Origin of the sequence: Micromonospora sp. AMSO31t (assembly GCF_008868175.1) — a bacterium.
In the GTDB taxonomy this organism is placed as follows: domain Bacteria; phylum Actinomycetota; class Actinomycetes; order Mycobacteriales; family Micromonosporaceae; genus Micromonospora.
In genome coordinates this window covers 13,617-28,800 of the sequence record NZ_WBKT01000070.1, presented here as the reverse complement: position 1 = coordinate 28,800, position 15,184 = coordinate 13,617, and the positions used below count along the sequence as shown (strand labels likewise).

The 15,184-nt window shown below is 74.0% G+C and carries 18 protein-coding genes; 10 read left to right on the top strand and 8 right to left on the bottom strand.

Features of this window, described 5'->3' with window-relative positions:
• A partial coding sequence (locus tag F8274_RS17220) for a patatin-like phospholipase family protein (RefSeq protein WP_151463414.1) occupies positions 1-743 on the top strand: 743 nt, incomplete at its 5' end.
• Between the two features lie 67 nt (positions 744-810).
• A complete protein-coding gene (locus F8274_RS17215) occupies positions 811-1,491 on the top strand; it encodes a hypothetical protein (RefSeq protein ID WP_151463413.1) in 681 nt (226 codons plus the stop codon).
• A gap of 16 nt (positions 1,492-1,507) precedes the next feature.
• Here the strand turns inward: F8274_RS17215 and F8274_RS17210 are convergent, their stop codons facing one another.
• From F8274_RS17210 to F8274_RS17200, 3 genes are all read right to left on the bottom strand, one after another.
• Positions 1,508-2,959 carry a hypothetical protein gene (locus F8274_RS17210; RefSeq protein WP_151463412.1) on the bottom strand — a complete coding sequence of 484 codons (1,452 nt, stop codon included), beginning with the start codon at positions 2,957-2,959 and terminating at the stop codon, positions 1,508-1,510.
• A 223-nt stretch (positions 2,960-3,182) separates the two neighbouring features.
• Positions 3,183-4,181 (bottom strand): cytochrome d ubiquinol oxidase subunit II, encoded by a 999-nt coding sequence (gene cydB, locus F8274_RS17205; protein ID WP_151463411.1) that lies wholly within the window; start codon positions 4,179-4,181, stop codon positions 3,183-3,185.
• Between the two features lie 14 nt (positions 4,182-4,195).
• Positions 4,196-5,602 carry a cytochrome ubiquinol oxidase subunit I gene (locus F8274_RS17200; RefSeq protein WP_192579872.1) on the bottom strand — a complete coding sequence of 469 codons (1,407 nt, stop codon included), beginning with the start codon at positions 5,600-5,602 and terminating at the stop codon, positions 4,196-4,198.
• A gap of 211 nt (positions 5,603-5,813) precedes the next feature.
• Here F8274_RS17200 and F8274_RS17195 point away from each other — a divergent pair, with 211 nt between their 5' ends.
• The 3 genes from F8274_RS17195 to F8274_RS17185 all read left to right on the top strand — a co-directional run bounded on the left by F8274_RS17195 (position 5,814) and on the right by F8274_RS17185 (position 8,039).
• Positions 5,814-6,227: a VOC family protein gene (locus F8274_RS17195; RefSeq protein ID WP_151463409.1), complete on the top strand. Its 414-nt coding sequence runs from the start codon at positions 5,814-5,816 to the stop codon at positions 6,225-6,227.
• 94 nt (positions 6,228-6,321) lie between these two features.
• Positions 6,322-7,095 (top strand): 1-acyl-sn-glycerol-3-phosphate acyltransferase, encoded by a 774-nt coding sequence (locus F8274_RS17190; RefSeq protein ID WP_151463408.1) that lies wholly within the window; start codon positions 6,322-6,324, stop codon positions 7,093-7,095.
• Positions 7,096-7,196: 101 nt separating this feature from the next.
• A complete protein-coding gene (locus F8274_RS17185; RefSeq protein WP_151463407.1) occupies positions 7,197-8,039 on the top strand; it encodes an SDR family NAD(P)-dependent oxidoreductase in 843 nt (280 codons plus the stop codon).
• Between the two features lie 3 nt (positions 8,040-8,042).
• On the opposite strand, the gene F8274_RS17180 is transcribed toward F8274_RS17185, so the two are convergent.
• Entirely contained in the window at positions 8,043-8,414 is a 372-nt protein-coding gene (locus F8274_RS17180) for a DUF4180 domain-containing protein (RefSeq protein WP_151463406.1), read from the bottom strand.
• Positions 8,407-8,859 (bottom strand): helix-turn-helix domain-containing protein, encoded by a 453-nt coding sequence (locus F8274_RS17175; RefSeq protein ID WP_225853844.1) that lies wholly within the window; start codon positions 8,857-8,859, stop codon positions 8,407-8,409. Before F8274_RS17175 ends, F8274_RS17180 begins: the two co-directional genes overlap by 8 nt.
• Before the next feature lie 99 nt (positions 8,860-8,958).
• Between F8274_RS17175 and F8274_RS17170 the strand changes: the two genes are divergently transcribed.
• The 3 genes from F8274_RS17170 to F8274_RS17160 all read left to right on the top strand — a co-directional run bounded on the left by F8274_RS17170 (position 8,959) and on the right by F8274_RS17160 (position 11,914).
• Positions 8,959-9,726, top strand: a complete 768-nt coding sequence (locus F8274_RS17170; protein ID WP_225853843.1) for a glycerophosphodiester phosphodiesterase family protein — start codon at positions 8,959-8,961, stop codon at positions 9,724-9,726.
• A gap of 15 nt (positions 9,727-9,741) precedes the next feature.
• Positions 9,742-11,133: an MFS transporter gene (locus tag F8274_RS17165; RefSeq protein ID WP_151463404.1), complete on the top strand. Its 1,392-nt coding sequence runs from the start codon at positions 9,742-9,744 to the stop codon at positions 11,131-11,133.
• A gap of 61 nt (positions 11,134-11,194) precedes the next feature.
• Entirely contained in the window at positions 11,195-11,914 is a 720-nt protein-coding gene (locus F8274_RS17160; RefSeq protein ID WP_151463403.1) for a thymidine kinase, read from the top strand.
• 86 nt (positions 11,915-12,000) lie between these two features.
• Here the strand turns inward: F8274_RS17160 and F8274_RS17155 are convergent, their stop codons facing one another.
• Entirely contained in the window at positions 12,001-12,462 is a 462-nt protein-coding gene (locus F8274_RS17155; protein ID WP_151463402.1) for a hypothetical protein, read from the bottom strand.
• Positions 12,463-12,583: 121 nt separating this feature from the next.
• On the opposite strand from F8274_RS17155, the gene F8274_RS17150 reads away from it, so the two are divergent.
• Complete coding sequence (locus tag F8274_RS17150; protein WP_151463401.1) at positions 12,584-12,955, top strand: VOC family protein; 372 nt, start codon at positions 12,584-12,586, stop codon at positions 12,953-12,955.
• A gap of 48 nt (positions 12,956-13,003) precedes the next feature.
• Here F8274_RS17150 and F8274_RS17145 read toward each other — a convergent pair whose 3' ends face one another.
• On the bottom strand, positions 13,004-13,831 hold the full coding sequence (locus F8274_RS17145; protein WP_151463400.1) for an SDR family oxidoreductase: 828 nt from the start codon (positions 13,829-13,831) through the stop codon (positions 13,004-13,006).
• A 90-nt stretch (positions 13,832-13,921) separates the two neighbouring features.
• Here F8274_RS17145 and F8274_RS17140 point away from each other — a divergent pair, with 90 nt between their 5' ends.
• Positions 13,922-14,323, top strand: a complete 402-nt coding sequence (locus F8274_RS17140) for a helix-turn-helix domain-containing protein (protein ID WP_151463399.1) — start codon at positions 13,922-13,924, stop codon at positions 14,321-14,323.
• Between the two features lie 4 nt (positions 14,324-14,327).
• Here the strand turns inward: F8274_RS17140 and F8274_RS17135 are convergent, their stop codons facing one another.
• Positions 14,328-15,173 carry an LLM class flavin-dependent oxidoreductase gene (locus F8274_RS17135; protein WP_151463398.1) on the bottom strand — a complete coding sequence of 282 codons (846 nt, stop codon included), beginning with the start codon at positions 15,171-15,173 and terminating at the stop codon, positions 14,328-14,330.
• Between the last annotated feature and the right edge of the window lie 11 nt (positions 15,174-15,184).

Here is a 15,184-nt window from a genome sequence, read left to right as displayed (position 1 = left end):
GGGCGGAGCTGGTGGTGGGCACCTCGGCCGGTTCGGTGGTGGGCGCGCAGGTCTGCTCCGGCACACCGGTCGAGGAGCTGTACGCGGGGCAGCTGCGCCCGGCCCGCGGTGAGCTGCCGGCCCGGTTGGGGGTCGCGGTGCTGGCCCGGTGGGCGTGGGCGGGCGCCCGGGGCCGCGACGAGGTGCGGGCGCGGGCCCGGGTCGGTGCGATGGCCCTGGCGGCGCGTACCCCGTCGGAGGAGTCGCGGCGGGCGGTCATCGCGGCGCGGTTGCCGGTGCGGGAGTGGCCGGCGCGGCGGCTGCTGGTGACGGCCGTGGACGCGGCCTCCGGCGAGTTCGTGGTCTTCGACGCGACCTCGCAGGTGCCGCTGGTGGACGCGGTGGGAGCCAGCTGCGCGGTGCCGGGGGTGTGGCCGCCGGTGAGCATCGGCGGCCGGCGGTACGTCGACGGTGGGGTGCGCTCGGCGGTGAACGCGGACCTCGCGGCCGGCGCGCGGGCCGTGGTGGTGCTGGCGCCGACGCGGGCCGGGTTCGGGCCGATGCCGCGGCTGTCGGCACAGCTGGCGCAGCTGCGGTCGGCGGGCGCGGAGGTGGCGGTGGTGTCCCCGGACCGGGCGGCGCGCGCGGCGATCGGGCGCAACGTGCTGGACCCGGCGCGGCGGGCCGCGTCGGCGCGGGCCGGTTTCGCGCAGGCCGCCGCGGTGGCCGAGGACGTCGCCGCGGTCTGGACAGCCGGGGGTTGATCTTCCGGGTGTCGGTGCGGGCTGGTATCAAGGCAGGCATCAGACACGGGTACGGAAGAGGGCTGTGATGGCGGGCCAGGGTTTGTCCACTGACGAGGTACAGGGCATCCGGGAGGCGCTGGCGGCCGGCCGCAGGCCCAGGGTGGTGTTCACGGCGGCGGCCGGGCAGGTGGCGGGCCAGCTCGGGCAGGTGGTGGAGCTGACCGACCCGGAGGTGTCCGAGGAGTTCGTGGTGGTGCGGTTCGGCCGCGACGAGTTGCCCTTCTCCCCCGCCGACGTGGCGATCGCGCCGAAGGGGGCCGGGCGGCGGCCGGCGGAGCCGAAGCCGGAGCCCCCGGTCGAGGCGGCGCCGGCGGAGCCGGAGTTCGTGTTGGACGCGCCGCCGGTGCCGGCGCCGCGGCGGGAGGAGCCGAAGGTGGAGCAGCAGGCGGAGCCGAAGCCGGCGCGGCGGGCCGTGAAGGCGGTCAAGCCGAAGAGCCCGGCCGGGTTGACGGTGACCCTGGCCTACGCCGAGGGCGAGTGGACGGTCGCGGCGCAGCAGGGCGCGAAGGCCCTCGCCCGGCCGTACGTGGTGAAGCCGGCGGAGGCGCTGCGGATGGTGGCGCTGGTCGACGTGCCCGGCGTGCAGGAGGCGGTGGAGCAGATCCTGGCCGCCGAGCGGGCCGAGGCCGAGCAGCAGGCGGAGAAGCTGCGCGCCGAGCTGGCCGAGATCGAGGCGCGGCTGGCGGAGCTGCGCGAGGCCCGCTGACCCGGGCGGGCGCGAGTCAGCCGGTGGTGGTCACGACGTCGGTGGAGGGCTCGCCGGCCGGCCCCGTTTCGGGGCCGGCCGGGCCGTCCCCGGGCGGCGCCGGCCGGCGGCGTGCGGCGAGCCGGTCGGTGACCACCGCGGCGACCGCCTCGGCCGCGGCGGCGGCCAGCAGGATCAGCCCGATGCGCAGGAACACCGCCTCCTGGATGCCGAAGCGGCCGTACTCGCCGGCGGAGTAGAGCATGCCGGCGACCGCGCCGGCCGCGCTGGCCGCGACGGTGAGCAGGCCGGTGAGGGCCGGCCAGCGGGCCCGGCGGAACGCCCCCGCCGCCAGCCCGACGGTCAGGGACACGAGCAGGACGATGCCGGCGCGGGGCAGGACGTCGGACGCCCGGGGGAACAGGACCCGCTCCGGCAGGTCGGGCACACCGGGCACGGCCGCGGCGTAGTGGCCCGCGGTGCCGCCGAGGGTGGTGGGCAGGTCGGCCAGGACGGTGTCGGCGTAGTGGCCGGGGTGGGCCAGGGCGTAGCGGTAGCCGACGCTGCCCTTCTCCCGCTGCGCCCAGCGGACGAGGGACGGGCAGGCGCGGTAGGCGTCGGTGAACGCCGCCATCGCCCACGGCCGCCCCTGGGCGATCTGCTCGGCCCGCTCGCAGCTCGGCATCCCGAACTCCCGCTGGTAGGCGTCGCGCATGGCGGGGTCGCCGAGGATCTGGAAGCGCAGCCGGTAGACGAACGTGGCCTCGGACAGGCTCAGGCCGGTGCCCCAGGACCGGTAGCTGTGGTCGATGGTGGGCACGGTGACGCTCTGCCAGGCCAGGGCCGCCAGGAGGGCCGCGACGGCGCTCCCCGCGGCGACACGGTGGTGGCGTCGCAGCGCGTACGCGGCGAGCACGGCGGTCAGCAGCAGCACGTAGGGCAGCACGTCGGGCCGGGTGAACGTCCACCAGAAGGCGGTGACGGTCAGCGCGGCCAGCGCGGTGCGGGAGCGGGTCCGCGTCCAGATGGCCAGGAGTGCGAGCGCGGCGACGCCGAGGCTGATGGTCAGGGACTCGGAGAGGATGGCCTCGTCCCACGAGTAGACCGACCGGGTCAGCGCCAGGGCGGTCAGGGCGGTGGCGGCGAGGAGCCGGGCCGGCAGGGACCGCAGCCGCAGCCAGCAGGCGCAGACGAGCAGCGCCCAGGCCAGGGTGCCGATCCCCCACTGCAGCACGACGCGGGTGTGGTCGCTGCCGGCCAGCGCGTACAGCGCCGGCACGCCCCAGGGCCGCGGGGCGTGGCCGGTGAAGGACAGGGCGTCGATGGACGTGGGCGGCCGGCCCGCGTAGGAGCCGGAGTCCGCCGAGGTGAAGACGGTGAGGCGGGTGAGGATGAGCAGCCGCGCGGCGAGGTAGATGGCGAGCAGCGCGGCCAGCGGCAGGTGGCGCCGGGACACGATGGCCAGGGCTTTGGTGGCTGCTGCGGGCACGCGGAACCCTTACCGGTCGAGGTGGAGGTGGTGAGAACCTAACCGGAGCCGGCCCGCACCGGCTGTCCCGTCCGCGGCGCCACGGGGATCGCGCCGGTTGTTTCGGCGCTTCGGATGACCTCCGGTCGCCGAACGGGCCACCGGTGGTGTGCGGGTGGTCCGTTCGCGGGGCCGGTGCGACCCCCTCGCACCGGCCCCGCGTCGACCCGCGCCCGCAGGCTCGTCAGTGTTGCGGGATGTTCTGTACCCCGATCCGCTTGCGGAACACCCAGTAGGTCCAGCCCTGGTAGGCCAGCACGATCGGGGTGAACACCACCGCCACCCAGGTCATGATCTTCAGGGTGTAGGGGGTGGAGGCGGCGTTGGTGGCGGTGAGCGTGCCGGCGGCGTCCAGGGTCGACGGCAGCACGTTCGGGAACAGCGCGGCGAACAGGGTCGCCACGGCCAGGGCGATGGCCACGGCCGTGCCGGTGAACGCCCAGCCCTCCCGGCGTACCCGGGCGGCGGCGACACCGGCGAGCAGGGCGAGTGCGGCGCCGGCGGCGAGCACGACGGCGGCCCCGCTGGAGCGGATGCTCAGCGTCCACACCAGGAAGGCCACCGCCACCACGGCGGTCCCGGCGCCGACCTTGACGGCGAGCGCGCCGGCCCGCTCCCGGATGTCGCCGGTGGTCTTCAGGGCGAGGAACACCGCGCCGTGGGTGAGGAACAGGCCCAGGGTGGTCACCCCACCGAGCAGGGCGTACGGGTGGAGCAGGTCGAGCAGGCCGCCGGCGTACTCGTGGTCGGCGGTCAGCGGCACGCCGCGCAGGATGTTGGCGAAGGCGACGCCCCACAGGACCGCCGGCAGCAGCGAACCGACGAAGATGGCGGTGTCCCAGCGGCGCTTCCAGGACGCCTCGGGGCGCTTGTGCCGGTACTCGAAGGCCACCCCGCGAGCGATCAGGGCGAGCAGGATCAGCAGCAGCGGCAGGTAGAAGCCGGAGAAGAGGGTGGCGTACCACTCGGGGAAGGCGGCGAACATGGCCCCGCCGGCGGTGATCAGCCAGACCTCGTTGCCGTCCCAGACCGGGCCGATGGTGTTGATCAGGACCCGGCGTTCCCGGTCGTCGCGGCCGAGCACGGGCAGCAGCATGCCGACGCCGAAGTCGAAGCCTTCGAGGACGAAGTAGCCGGTGAAGAGCACGGCGACGAGGAGAAACCAGACGGTCGTCAGTTCCACGGTGGGCTCCGGGGTCAGTAGGCGAACGCCAGCGGGCGCTCGGCGTCGTCGTCTGCGGCCGGCTCCGGGGTGACGTCCGGCACGCCGGCCTTCGCGTAGCGGACCAGCAGCTTGAACTCGATCACCGCGAGGGTCGCGTAGATCAGGGTGAAGGCGGTGAACGAGGTGAGCACCTCGGCCAGCGAGACGCTGCGGGACACGCCGTTGCGGGTGAGCATCTCGCCGAAGACGATCCACGGCTGGCGGCCCATCTCGGTGAAGATCCAGCCGAAGGAGTTGGCCAGCAGCGGCAGGACCGGCATGACCAGGCCGGCGCGCAGCAACCAGCGGCTGGTCGGGGCGCGTCCCTTGCGCTGGGTCCAGAGCACCAGCAGGGCGATCGCGGCGGCGGCCATCCCGAGCGCGATCATGAAGCGGAAGCTCCAGTAGGTGACCGGGATGATCGGGGTGTAGCTGCCGGCGCCGTACTGGGTGGCGTACTGGGCCTGCAGGTCGTTGATGCCGTGCACGGTGCCGTTCGGGTCGCCGGTGCCGAGGTACGACAGCAGGTGCGGGATCTTGATGGCGAAGATCTCCCGGCTGCCGTCGAGGCTGCCGACGGTGAGCACGGAGAACGAGGCGGGGCTCTCGGTGGTGTAGAGGCCCTCGGCGGCGGCCATCTTCATGGGCTGCACCTGGGTCATGATCTTGCCCTGGATGTCGCCGGTGAACAGGACCAGCGCCGCGGAGACCAGCACCACCCAGGAGCCGAATTTCGTGGCGAAACGGTAGGCGTCGGTGTCGGCGCCGCCGGGGCCGCGAATCACGTGCCACAGCCCGACGGCCACGATCAGGGACCCGGCGACCAGGAACGCGCCGGCCAGGGTGTGCGGGAAGGTGATCAGGGCGACCTTGTTGGTGAGCACCGCGACGAAGTCGGTCAGCTCGGCCCGGCCGGTGTCCGGGTTGATCCGGTAGCCGACGGGGTTCTGCATGAACGAGTTCGCGGCCAGGATGAAGTAGGCGGACAGGTTGGTGCCGATGGCCGCGGCCCAGATGGCGGCCAGGTGCAGCCGCTTGGGCAGCCGGTCCCAGCCGAAGATCCACAGGCCGATGAAGGTGGATTCGAGGAAGAACGCGACCAGGGCCTCGATGGCCAGGGGCGCGCCGAAGACGTCGCCGACGAAGCGCGAGTAGTCCGACCAGTTCATGCCGAACTGGAACTCCTGCACGATGCCGGTGACCACGCCCATCGCGAAGTTGATCAGGAAGAGCTTGCCGTAGAACTTGGTGAGCTTGAGGTACCGCTCGTTGCCGGTGCGGTGCCACAGGGTCTGCAGGATGGCCACCAGCACGGACAGGCCGATGGTCAACGGCACGAAGAGAAAGTGGTAGACGGTGGTGACACCGAACTGCCAGCGGGCGACGTCCAACGCGTCCACCTGAAACCCCCAGCTGTGCATACTACGAGACGTAGTAAATACTACTCGACGTCGTAGACGGACGTGCAGGGCCAGAGGGCCCGATCCGCTCCGGGACCAATGACCCTGATCACCTCGGAACCGATCAGGATTCGAGAAGCGCCCGCCCGCGGCCGCTCCGTAGCGTGGCCGACGTGCACCTGATCGGCAGGCACGGAGAAGGAGACAACGCATGAAAGCCCACGTCAGCTCGATCCTGCTCGGCGTACGAGACATGGAGCGGTCCAAGCGGTTCTACACCGAGGGCCTCGGCTGGACGATCGCGCAGGACTACGGCGTCTCGGTGTTCTTCGCACCGGACGGCGGCTCGCCCGTCGGCTTCTACGGCCGCGACGGCCTCGCCGAGCAGGTGGGCGCCAGCCCGGAGGGCGGCGGCTTCAGCGGGCTGGTCCTCACCTACGTGGTCCGCAGCGAGGGGCGGATCGACGAGGTCATGGCGGAGGCCGAGAAGGCCGGCGCCACGATCCTCAAGCCCGCCGGTCCCCTGCCCTGGGGCGGGTACGGCGGCTCCTTCGCCGACCCGGACGGCTACATCTGGAGCCTCGGCTACAGCGCTCAGGGCGAGAACCAGCCCTACGCCGAGTAGGCCCCGGTCGGTGTCCTCCGCCGCGGCGGAGGACACCGACGACCCGGGGATCGGCTCCCCCGCTCACCCCCGCGCGTGCGACCATCCAGCACTGATGGACACCCCGACCACCCACTGGCGGGCGCCCCTGCTCTGGCGCGCCGCGCAACTGGCCGCCCGTGGCCTCGTCGGCCTGCTCGGCCGCCTCGAGGTCACCGGCGACGTGCCGGACGACCTGCGGCACGGACCGCTGATCCTGGCCGCCAACCACATCAGCCCCTTCGACCCCGTGGTGCTCACCGCGGCCTGCCAGGTCCGCGGCATCCGCCCGCGGATCATGGCCACCGGCGGGCTGTTCCGCGCCCCGGTGATCGGATCGCTGATGCGCCGCGCCGGGCACATCCGCGTCGACCGGGGCACCCGCTCCGTGCACCACTCGCTGGAGATGGCCGCCGGCGCGGTGGCCGGCGGCTCGGTGGTGCTGGTCTACCCAGAGGGGCGCATCGGCCTGGACCCCGGCATGTGGCCCGAGCGGGGCAAGACCGGCGCCGCCCGGCTCGCCTTCGCCGGCGGCGCTCCCGTCGTCCCGGTCGCCCAGTGGGGCTCCCACGAGGTGCTGCCCTACCAGGCGCCGAAGGGCATGCTGCGCGGCCTCGCCCGGTCGGTGCTGCGGCGGCCGGTCATCCGGGTGCGCTTCGGCGCCCCGGTGCTGCTGCGCGACCTGCACCCCGGCACCCCGGGGGCGGCGCGGCGGGCCACCGACCGGATCATCGACGCGATCACCGACGAGCTCGCGCCGCTGCGCCCGGACGAGCCGGACCGGCCCCGCCACGTCGACCCGGGCCGGCCGCTCGACACCAGCCGGTCCCACCGCCGCCTGGCCGGGTGACCCTCGTCCTCACCGGGGGCCAAGGGACCGACGGGGGCTGATGCCGCCGATTCGCCGCCTGGCCCGCCCCGGCGGTGAGACCGTGGCGGCAGGAGGCACCCGTGAGCGCACCCACCGTGCTGATCACCGGCACGTCCACCGGCATCGGCCTGCAGACGGCCGTGGGCGCGGCCCGCGCCGGCTGGCGCACCGTCGCCACCCTGCGCGACCCCGCCCGCGCCGACCGGCTGCGCGCCGCCGCCGACGCCGCCGGGGTCGGCGACCTGCTGGAGGTACGCCGGCTCGACGTCGTCGACGAGGCCGCGGCGGCCGCCTGCGTGGCCGAGGTGGTCGCCCGGCACGGCCGGCTCGACGCGGTGGTCAACAACGCCGGCGCCGGGCACGTCGGCACCCTCGAACAGGAGACCGTCGACGACGTCCGCGCGGTCCTGGAGGTCAACTTCTTCGGCGTCCTGCACGTCACCCGGGCCGCCCTGCCGCACCTGCGCGCCAGCCGGGGACGGCTGATCACCGTGACCAGCGTGGGCGGGGTGGTCGGGCAGCCGTTCAACGAGGCGTACTGCGCGGCGAAGTTCGCCGTCGAGGGGTTCATGGAGAGCCTCGCCCCGGTCGCCGCCACCCTCGGGGTCAGCGTCACCGTCATCGAGCCGGGCGCCGTGGCCAGCGAGTTCGTCGCCAACGTCAACCTTGACGCCGAGGCCGCGGTCGCCGCCGCCGGGGTGTACGGGCCGGCGCTGCGCGCGTACCTGGATCGCAGCGCCGCCGCGTTCGCCGCCGCCCAGTCGCCCGCGGACGCCGCCGCGGCGGTGGTGGCGACGCTGATCGACCCGGAGCCCGCGCCCCGCGTGCAGACCTCCCCCGCCGCCCGGCAGTTCGTCGGCGTCAAGCTGGCCGACCCCGACGGGCTCGGGGTGACCGCGCTGACCGCCGGGTGGGTGCGCTGAGGCTCAGCCGGCGGCGCCCAGCCGGGCATCCAGCGCGGCCAGGTCGGGCACGAACCAGACGTGGTCGTGGCGGTTGGACTCGGCCACCAGGGCCCGCAGCGCGCCGCTGGCCGCCAGGTGCGCGGAGATGTCGCCGACGACGACCAGCCGCACCCGGTAGTTGACGAACTTCTGCATGATCTCGCCGGCGAAGCGGGATCCCAGGGAGAAGAAGCTCGGGTCGAGCCGGCCGGCGGGCACGGCCACCACCTCGGCGCCGCCGAAGGCCGCGCCGCCGATCAGGTCGAGGGCCGCGTCGGTCGTGGCCACGGGCGGGCCGGCCGGGTCGCAGACCAGCACCGGCACCCCGGCCCGGTCCTCCAGCACGTCAGGCATCGCCGGTCTCCTTCCCGGTGAGCAGGTCGTTGTCGCCGGCCAGCACGGCGTCGACCAGGTGCAGCAGGTCGGCGGTGGCGGCGGCGTCGCCCAGGATCACGATCTTCATGCGGTGGCGTTCCTCGTCGTGGACGGTCTGCACGCGCAGCGGGCGCGCGGGGTCGTGATGGGTGTTGACGCCGGCCAGCACCAGCGTGGACAGGCGGTCGGCCGCGGCCCGGTCGACGCCGTCGACCTGCACGATGCTCGACACCTCCAGCGCGGGCGGGCCGGGCGCCGGGGCCGGTCGGCCGGTCAGCGCGTCCAGGTCGGCGCGGGCGATCCGGTACTGCTTGCCGATCCGCACCGCGCGCAGCCGGCCGTCGCGGATGTAGCCGCGCACGGTGCGCACGTGCAGCCCGAGCAACTCCGCCACCTGCTCGACCGAGTACATGTCATTACCCATCGTTCCCTACCCTAGCGCCGTCAGGGAGGGATAGGGAAGTTCGTTGTCGCGATGCCGGTCGGTCATCCGGAGGCCACCCGCGCCCGGCATACTTCCGGCGTGCAGCCCCGTCACGGCTACCTCGACGCCCCCGCGCCGCTGGCCTTCGCCCACCGCGGCGGCGCGGCCGAGGGCGACGAGAACACCGCCGCCGCGTTCGCCCGCGCCATCGCCCTGGGCTACCGCTACGTGGAGACCGACGTGCACGCCACCGCCGACGGGGTGCCGGTGATCCTCCACGACCCCACCCTGCGCCGGGTCACCGGCGAACCCGGCCGCATCGCCGACCTGCGCTGGGCCGACCTGGCCTCGGTACGCGTCGGCGGCGCCGCCGTGATGCCGCGCCTCGACGAGGTCCTCGGCGCCTGGCCCGAGGTCCGGTTCAACGTCGACGTGAAGGCCGACGGCGGCGTCGTGCCGACCGTCGACACGGTGGCCCGCACCGGGGCCGGCGACCGGGTGCTGCTCGCCTCGTTCAGCGACGCCCGGCTGGCCCGGCTGCGCGCCCTGGCCGGGTCGAAGGTCGCCACCAGCCTGGGCATGCGCGGGGTGGCCCGGCTGCGGATGGCCTCCCTGCACGGGCGGCCGATGCGGCTGCCCCCGTCGGTGGTCGCCGCCCAGGTCCCCGTCCGGTACGGGCGCCTGCCCGTGGTCGACCGGCGGTTCCTCGACTACTGCCACCGCCTCGGGTTGCAGGTGCACGTCTGGACGATCGACGAACCCGCCGAGATGCACGACTTACTTGATCTTGGTGTGGATGGCATCATGACCGATCACGTCGGCGTGCTGCGCGACGTCTACCGCAGCCGCGGCCACTGGGCCGCCTGAACCTCGAGGACCCCGATGGCCGATACGGTCGCCCCCGCCGTCGCCGAACCCGCCCACCCGGGCAGCACCCGCCGCGAGCGCACCGGCTGGTACTTCTACGACTGGGCGAACTCCGCATTCCAGACCACGGTGATCACGGTCTTCCTCGGCCCGTTCCTCACCACCGTCACCGAGCTGGCGGCCGGCTGCGAGTTGGGCGCGGACAACTGCGACGGGGCCGTGCACCCGCTGGGCATCCGGGTCGCCGCGGGCTCCTTCTACCCGTACCTGATCTCGCTGTCGGTGTTCCTCACCGTGTTCGTGCTCCCGGTGGTCGGTGCGATCGCCGACCGGTCGGCGCACAAGAAGCGGCTGCTCGCCGCGGCGGCGTTCACCGGCGCCGGCGCGACCGTCGCGTTCGCGTTCGTCACCGGCGACCGCTACCTGCTCGGCGGCGCGCTGTTCCTGGTCGCGAACATCTCCTTCGGCGCCGCCGTGGTGGTCTACAACTCGTTCCTGCCCCAGCTCGGCGGCCCCGACGACCGGGACGCCATCTCCAGCCGCGGCTGGGCCATCGGCTACCTCGGCGGCGGGGTGCTGCTCGCGGTGAACCTGGTCGCGGTCACCCTGCTCAGCGAGGAGGGCAACGCGCAGCGCACCCTCGACCTGGCCCGCTGGTCGATCGTGTCGGCCGGCGTCTGGTGGGCGGCGTTCACCCTGCTGCCGCTGCGCTGGCTGCGCGAGCGCCCCACCGCCGCGGCGCTGCACGGTGGCGGCAACGTGCTCACCGACGGGTTCCGGCAGCTCGGCCGCACCCTGCGGGAGATCAAGACGTACCCGCTGACGCTGTTCTTCCTGCTCGCCTTCCTGGTCTTCAACGACGGCATCCAGACCGTCATCACCCTGGCCAGCCAGTACGGCACCAAGGAACTGAAGCTGGAGCAGAACACCCTGATCGTGACGATCCTGCTGGTGCAGTTCCTGGCCTTCGGCGGCGCGCTCGCCCTCGGCGCGCTGGCCCGGCGCATCGGCGCCTGGAAGACCGTGCTGCTGTCCCTGGTGCTCTGGACCGGCGTGATCATCGCGGCGTTCCGGCTGCCCGCCGAGGCGCCGGTGCCGTTCATGGTGCTCGGCGGGTGCATCGGTCTGGTGCTCGGCGGCAGCCAGGCGCTGAGCCGGTCGCTGTTCAGCCAGCTCATCCCCGCCGGCAAGGAGGGCGAGTACTACGGCTTCTACGAGATCAGCGACAAGGGCACCAGCTGGCTCGGGCCGCTCGCCTTCGGCCTGGTGTTCCAGCTGACCTCCTCCTACCGGGTGGGCCTGGTCTCCCTGCTGATCTTCTTCGTGGTCGGGTTCGCGCTGCTGGCCGCCGTGCCGATCCGCCGGGCCATCATCGCCGCCGGCAACACCCCGCCCCGGGTGCTGTGAGGCCCGCCCCCGCTCCGCGCGAGCAAGATCCTTCCGCGTCGATGGGCTAGGCTGCCGCGACGTGACCGACGACGCCGCTGCCGCCCCGATCTGCCTGGCCCTCCCACTTCCGGGCCCCGGCGACGACCGTGCCGGCGGCTGCGCCGCCGCCCGCGCCGTCAACGGCCGGCCGTTGCACGCCGCCGCGCTGAAGTTCTTCTGGGGGCCGATGGACTGCGGCAAGTCCACGATGGCCCTGCAGATGAACTACAACCATGCCCGGCAGGGCCGCCGCGGCCTGGTGACCACCCGCATCGACCGCTCGCTCGGCCCGCAGGTCACCACCCGCATCGGGCTGGCCCACTCCGCCGTCGAGGTCACCGACGACCTGGACCTGCGCGACCTGGTCCGCGACGCCTGGGCCGAGGGGGTACGCGTCGACTACCTCATCTGCGACGAGGCCTCCTTCTACAACCTGGACCACATCGAGCAGATGGCCGACCTGGTCGACAACTTCGACGTCGACGTGTACGCCTTCGGCCTGGCCACCGACTTCCGCTCCTGCCTGTTCCCCGCCGCGCAGCGGCTGTTCGAACTCGCCGACGAGGTGGCCCGCATCCAGGTCGAGGTGCTCTGCTGGTGCGGCCGCGAAGGGCGGCTCAACGCCCGCGTCGTCGAGGGGCGGGTGGTGCGCGAGGGCGAGCAGGTCGTCATCGGCGACACCGTGGACACCGCCGACGTGCGCTACCAGGTGTTGTGCCGGCGCCACTACCGCTCCGGCGACCTCGGCCCGCGCGCCTGACGGGCGCGCTCCTGGAGGTCGAGAGCGTCGGCCTCACGTCCTGCGACGCCGCCGTGTGGGTCGAGCCGAAGCTGGGGTGAGCGCGATCAGAACGGGTCGCCGCAGACCCGCCACTTCCCGTCCTCCTGGACGATCGGCAGTTCCCGCTCCTCGCTGCCGCCACCGTCACGGGTCAGCCGCACCGTCACCGTGCCGCGGGGCCGCCCGCCCCGGGTCTGCACCGCGACGTCCACGATCTCGTAGCCGCTGACCTGCGGCGGTGTGCGTACCCAACTGCCGAAGCCGACCTGGCTCCACTTCCCGCGCGCCTCCCGGCACAGCTTGTCGTACGCCTGGTCGGTCTCCCCGGCGGCGACCTCCCGGAAGAACGCCTCGGCGGTGTCCCGGACCGGGCCGTTGGCCTGCAGCACCACCTGCACGTTCCAGACGCCGAGCCCGGCCACCCCCACCAGGCAGGTGCCCAGCCCGAGGGCGGCGACCAGCACGCCGGCGCGTACCGGCCGGCGGCGGCGCCGGGCCGGCCGGCTCTCCGCCCGTTCCCTGCCCATCACCACCGACGGTAGAGACTGGCGGGCCGGCCCGCAGGAAGTTGTGGCCGGCCGGGCCGAGCAGCGATCCGCCGGACGAACCTGACAGCAGGTGGCAGGTACCTTCGGCAGACTGGCCGGCATGACAGAGCACGCCGACCTCGCCATGGTCAACCTCGACAGTTCCGACCCGGCTGCCCACGCCGCGTTCTACTCCCGCGCTCTCGGCTGGGAGGTCACCCACAGCCAGGCCGAATACGCCATGATCAGCAAGGACGGGACCTCGATCGGCTTCGGCCTGGTGCCCGGCTACGCGCCGCCGGCCTGGCCGGACGAGACCGCCGGCAAGCGCTACCACCTCGACCTCTACGTCGACGACGTGGCCCTGGCCGAGAAGGACCTCGTGGCGGCCGGCGCGACGCGGCCGGAGTTCCAGCCGGGCGGCGAGCGGTGGACCGTGCTGCTCGACCCGGTCGGCCAGCCGTTCTGCCTCTGCCCCCGGCCGCAGGGCTGAGCACCGCCGCCGGCCCGCCGGGGGTTGCCCGGCAGGCCGGCGGACCGGTCAGCGGAAGTCGGCGACGTGCCGCGCCGCCCAGTCGGCGAAGCCGCGCGGCGCACGGCCGAGCAGGCGCGCGACGTCCGGACTGACCCGCTGCTCGGCCGGCGACGGCGTGCCCAGGATGCTCAGGGTCGCCACCACCACCGGCTCCGGCATGAACGCGAGCATCTGCTCCCGCGCCTGCTGCGGGGTCTGCTCGACGAATCGGACCGGCTCGCCGAGCGCCGCCGCGAGCGCCGCCGCCCGCTCCCGCGGTGAGACCGCCACCGGGCCGGTCAGCTCGTACGTGCCGCCGGCGTGGCTACCGTCGCGCAGCGCGAGCGCCGCCACCTCGGCGATGTCGGCCGGGTCGACGCTCGGCAGCGCCACGTCGCCGAACGGCGCCTGCACGACGCGCCCGGCGCGTACCCCGGGCGCCCAGGCCAGGGCGTTGGAGTGGAAGCCGCCCGGTCGCAGCACCGTCCACTCCAGCCCGGAGGCGCGGACCGCCTCCTCCTGCCCCGGCGGATGGCGCTTCGTCGCCACGCCCTGCGAGGACAGCAGGACCACCCGGCGTACGCCGGCCTGCCGCGCGGTGTCGAGGATGGCGCCCGGGTCCGCGCCGTCGGTCAGTTGCTCGCCGGTGAGCAGCAGGAACAACGCCTCGGCGCCGTCGAACGCCGCCTTCAGCCCGGTCGGGTCGGCCAGATCGGCGCGGATCGCTCGGACGCCGGACGGCAGGTCCGTCGCCGAGACCCGCCGGGACACGGCCGTCACCGGCTCACCCGCTGCGGCCAGCGCCCGCACCAACGGTCGTCCGACGTTTCCCGTCGCTCCGGTAACCACGATCATGATGTGCCCCTCTCGATGTGCGATGTGGAGCAGGCTAATCGCCTGCGTATAGTAGGTACCTAGAAGAAAGTAGCGGCGTCGGGAGGGAATGTGAGCAGCACCACCTGGCAGCCCCGCACGGGCGGTGACCCGGAACTGGCGTGCCCCATCGCCCCGGTGGTCGACCTCGTGTTCAGCCGCTGGACCACGCCGATCCTCTGGGCCCTGCACGAGTACGGCCGGCAGCGCTTCGTCGAGCTGGAACGCCGTCTGGTCACCATCACCCCGAAGGTGCTCACCCAGCGACTGCGGCAGCTCGAACGCGACGGCCTGGTCCTGCGCACCTACCACGCCGAGGTCCCGCCCCGGGTCGAATACGAGATCACCGAGCTGGGGCGCAGCCTGGCCCCGCTCTTCGCCCACCTGGCGCAGTGGTCCGCCGGGCACCTCGACCGGGTCGAGCAGGCCCGCCAGGACTACGACGCCCGCCAGCGGCCGCCGCGCGGCCGCTGACCGGTCACCGCAGCGGGCCCCGGGCGACCGCCGCACGCATCCCGGCCGGGTCGCCGGCGGGGACGTACTCCAGCCACCAGGTCACTCCGGCCGCCGCAAGCTCCGCCAGGTAGGCCCGCTCGGCCCGCTCGTCGGGTCGCCGCCGCCGGCCACCGATCGCCACGTCGAACGGCTGCCCGTCGGCGCGGGTGGCCGGCAGCGCGGCGACCACCTCGCGCACCTCGTCCGCGGTGACGTCGGACCAGCCGGCCGTGTCGGTCAGCTTGTAGGGCACGATGCCGTCCGCGCGGGCGGCCCGCCGCAGCACGGCCTTGGCCTGCAGGCTGCCGCCGACCCAGACGGGCACCCGGGGCGACTGCACCGGCGCGGGTCGCAGCGCCACCGCCTCGGCCCGGTAGTGCGCGCCCCGATGCGTGACCCGTTCACCGCCGAGCAGCCCGACCAGCAGGTCGAGGCCCTCGTCGAGCATCGCGGCACGGGTCTTCACGTCGGTCGGCTCACCGAATGCGGCGAGCCCTCGGTCGGCCGGGTCGCCGACACCCACGGCGACTCCGGCCCGACCGCCGGAGAGGTGGTCGAGGGTGAGCACCTCGCGGGCCAGCTTGGCCGGGCGGCGCCGGGGCAGCGCGGTGACCGTGGTGCCCAGCCGGAGCCGGTCGGTGCGGCCGGCCACCGCCGCCAGCACCAGCCAGGGATCCCAGGTCGGCGGGTCGTCGCCGGCGTGGTGGATGAGGTAGTCCTCCAGGAACACCCCGTCCCAGCCGGCCCGCTCGGCCAGCTCGCCGAGCGCGACCAGGTCGGACACCGTCACCGAGGCGCCTCCGCAGGAGATCTCCAGCCCGTGCCGCATCCCGGCACCCT

Bases quoted from the DNA above. Each gene is read 5' to 3' on its own strand.
- F8274_RS17215 (WP_151463413.1), top strand. From the start codon at position 811: ATGGCGGGCCAGGGTTTGTCCACTGACGAGGTACAGGGCATCCGGGAG.
- F8274_RS17195 (WP_151463409.1), top strand. From the start codon at position 5,814: ATGAAAGCCCACGTCAGCTCGATCCTGCTCGGCGTACGAGACATGGAG.
- F8274_RS17190 (WP_151463408.1), top strand. From the start codon at position 6,322: ATGGACACCCCGACCACCCACTGGCGGGCGCCCCTGCTCTGGCGCGCC.
- F8274_RS17180 (WP_151463406.1), bottom strand. From the start codon at position 8,414: ATGCCTGACGTGCTGGAGGACCGGGCCGGGGTGCCGGTGCTGGTCTGC.
- F8274_RS17175 (WP_225853844.1), bottom strand. From the start codon at position 8,859: ATGGGTAATGACATGTACTCGGTCGAGCAGGTGGCGGAGTTGCTCGGG.
- F8274_RS17165 (WP_151463404.1), top strand. From the start codon at position 9,742: ATGGCCGATACGGTCGCCCCCGCCGTCGCCGAACCCGCCCACCCGGGC.
- F8274_RS17155 (WP_151463402.1), bottom strand. From the start codon at position 12,462: ATGGGCAGGGAACGGGCGGAGAGCCGGCCGGCCCGGCGCCGCCGCCGG.
- F8274_RS17150 (WP_151463401.1), top strand. From the start codon at position 12,584: ATGACAGAGCACGCCGACCTCGCCATGGTCAACCTCGACAGTTCCGAC.
- F8274_RS17145 (WP_151463400.1), bottom strand. From the start codon at position 13,831: ATGATCGTGGTTACCGGAGCGACGGGAAACGTCGGACGACCGTTGGTG.
- F8274_RS17135 (WP_151463398.1), bottom strand. From the start codon at position 15,173: ATGCGGCACGGGCTGGAGATCTCCTGCGGAGGCGCCTCGGTGACGGTG.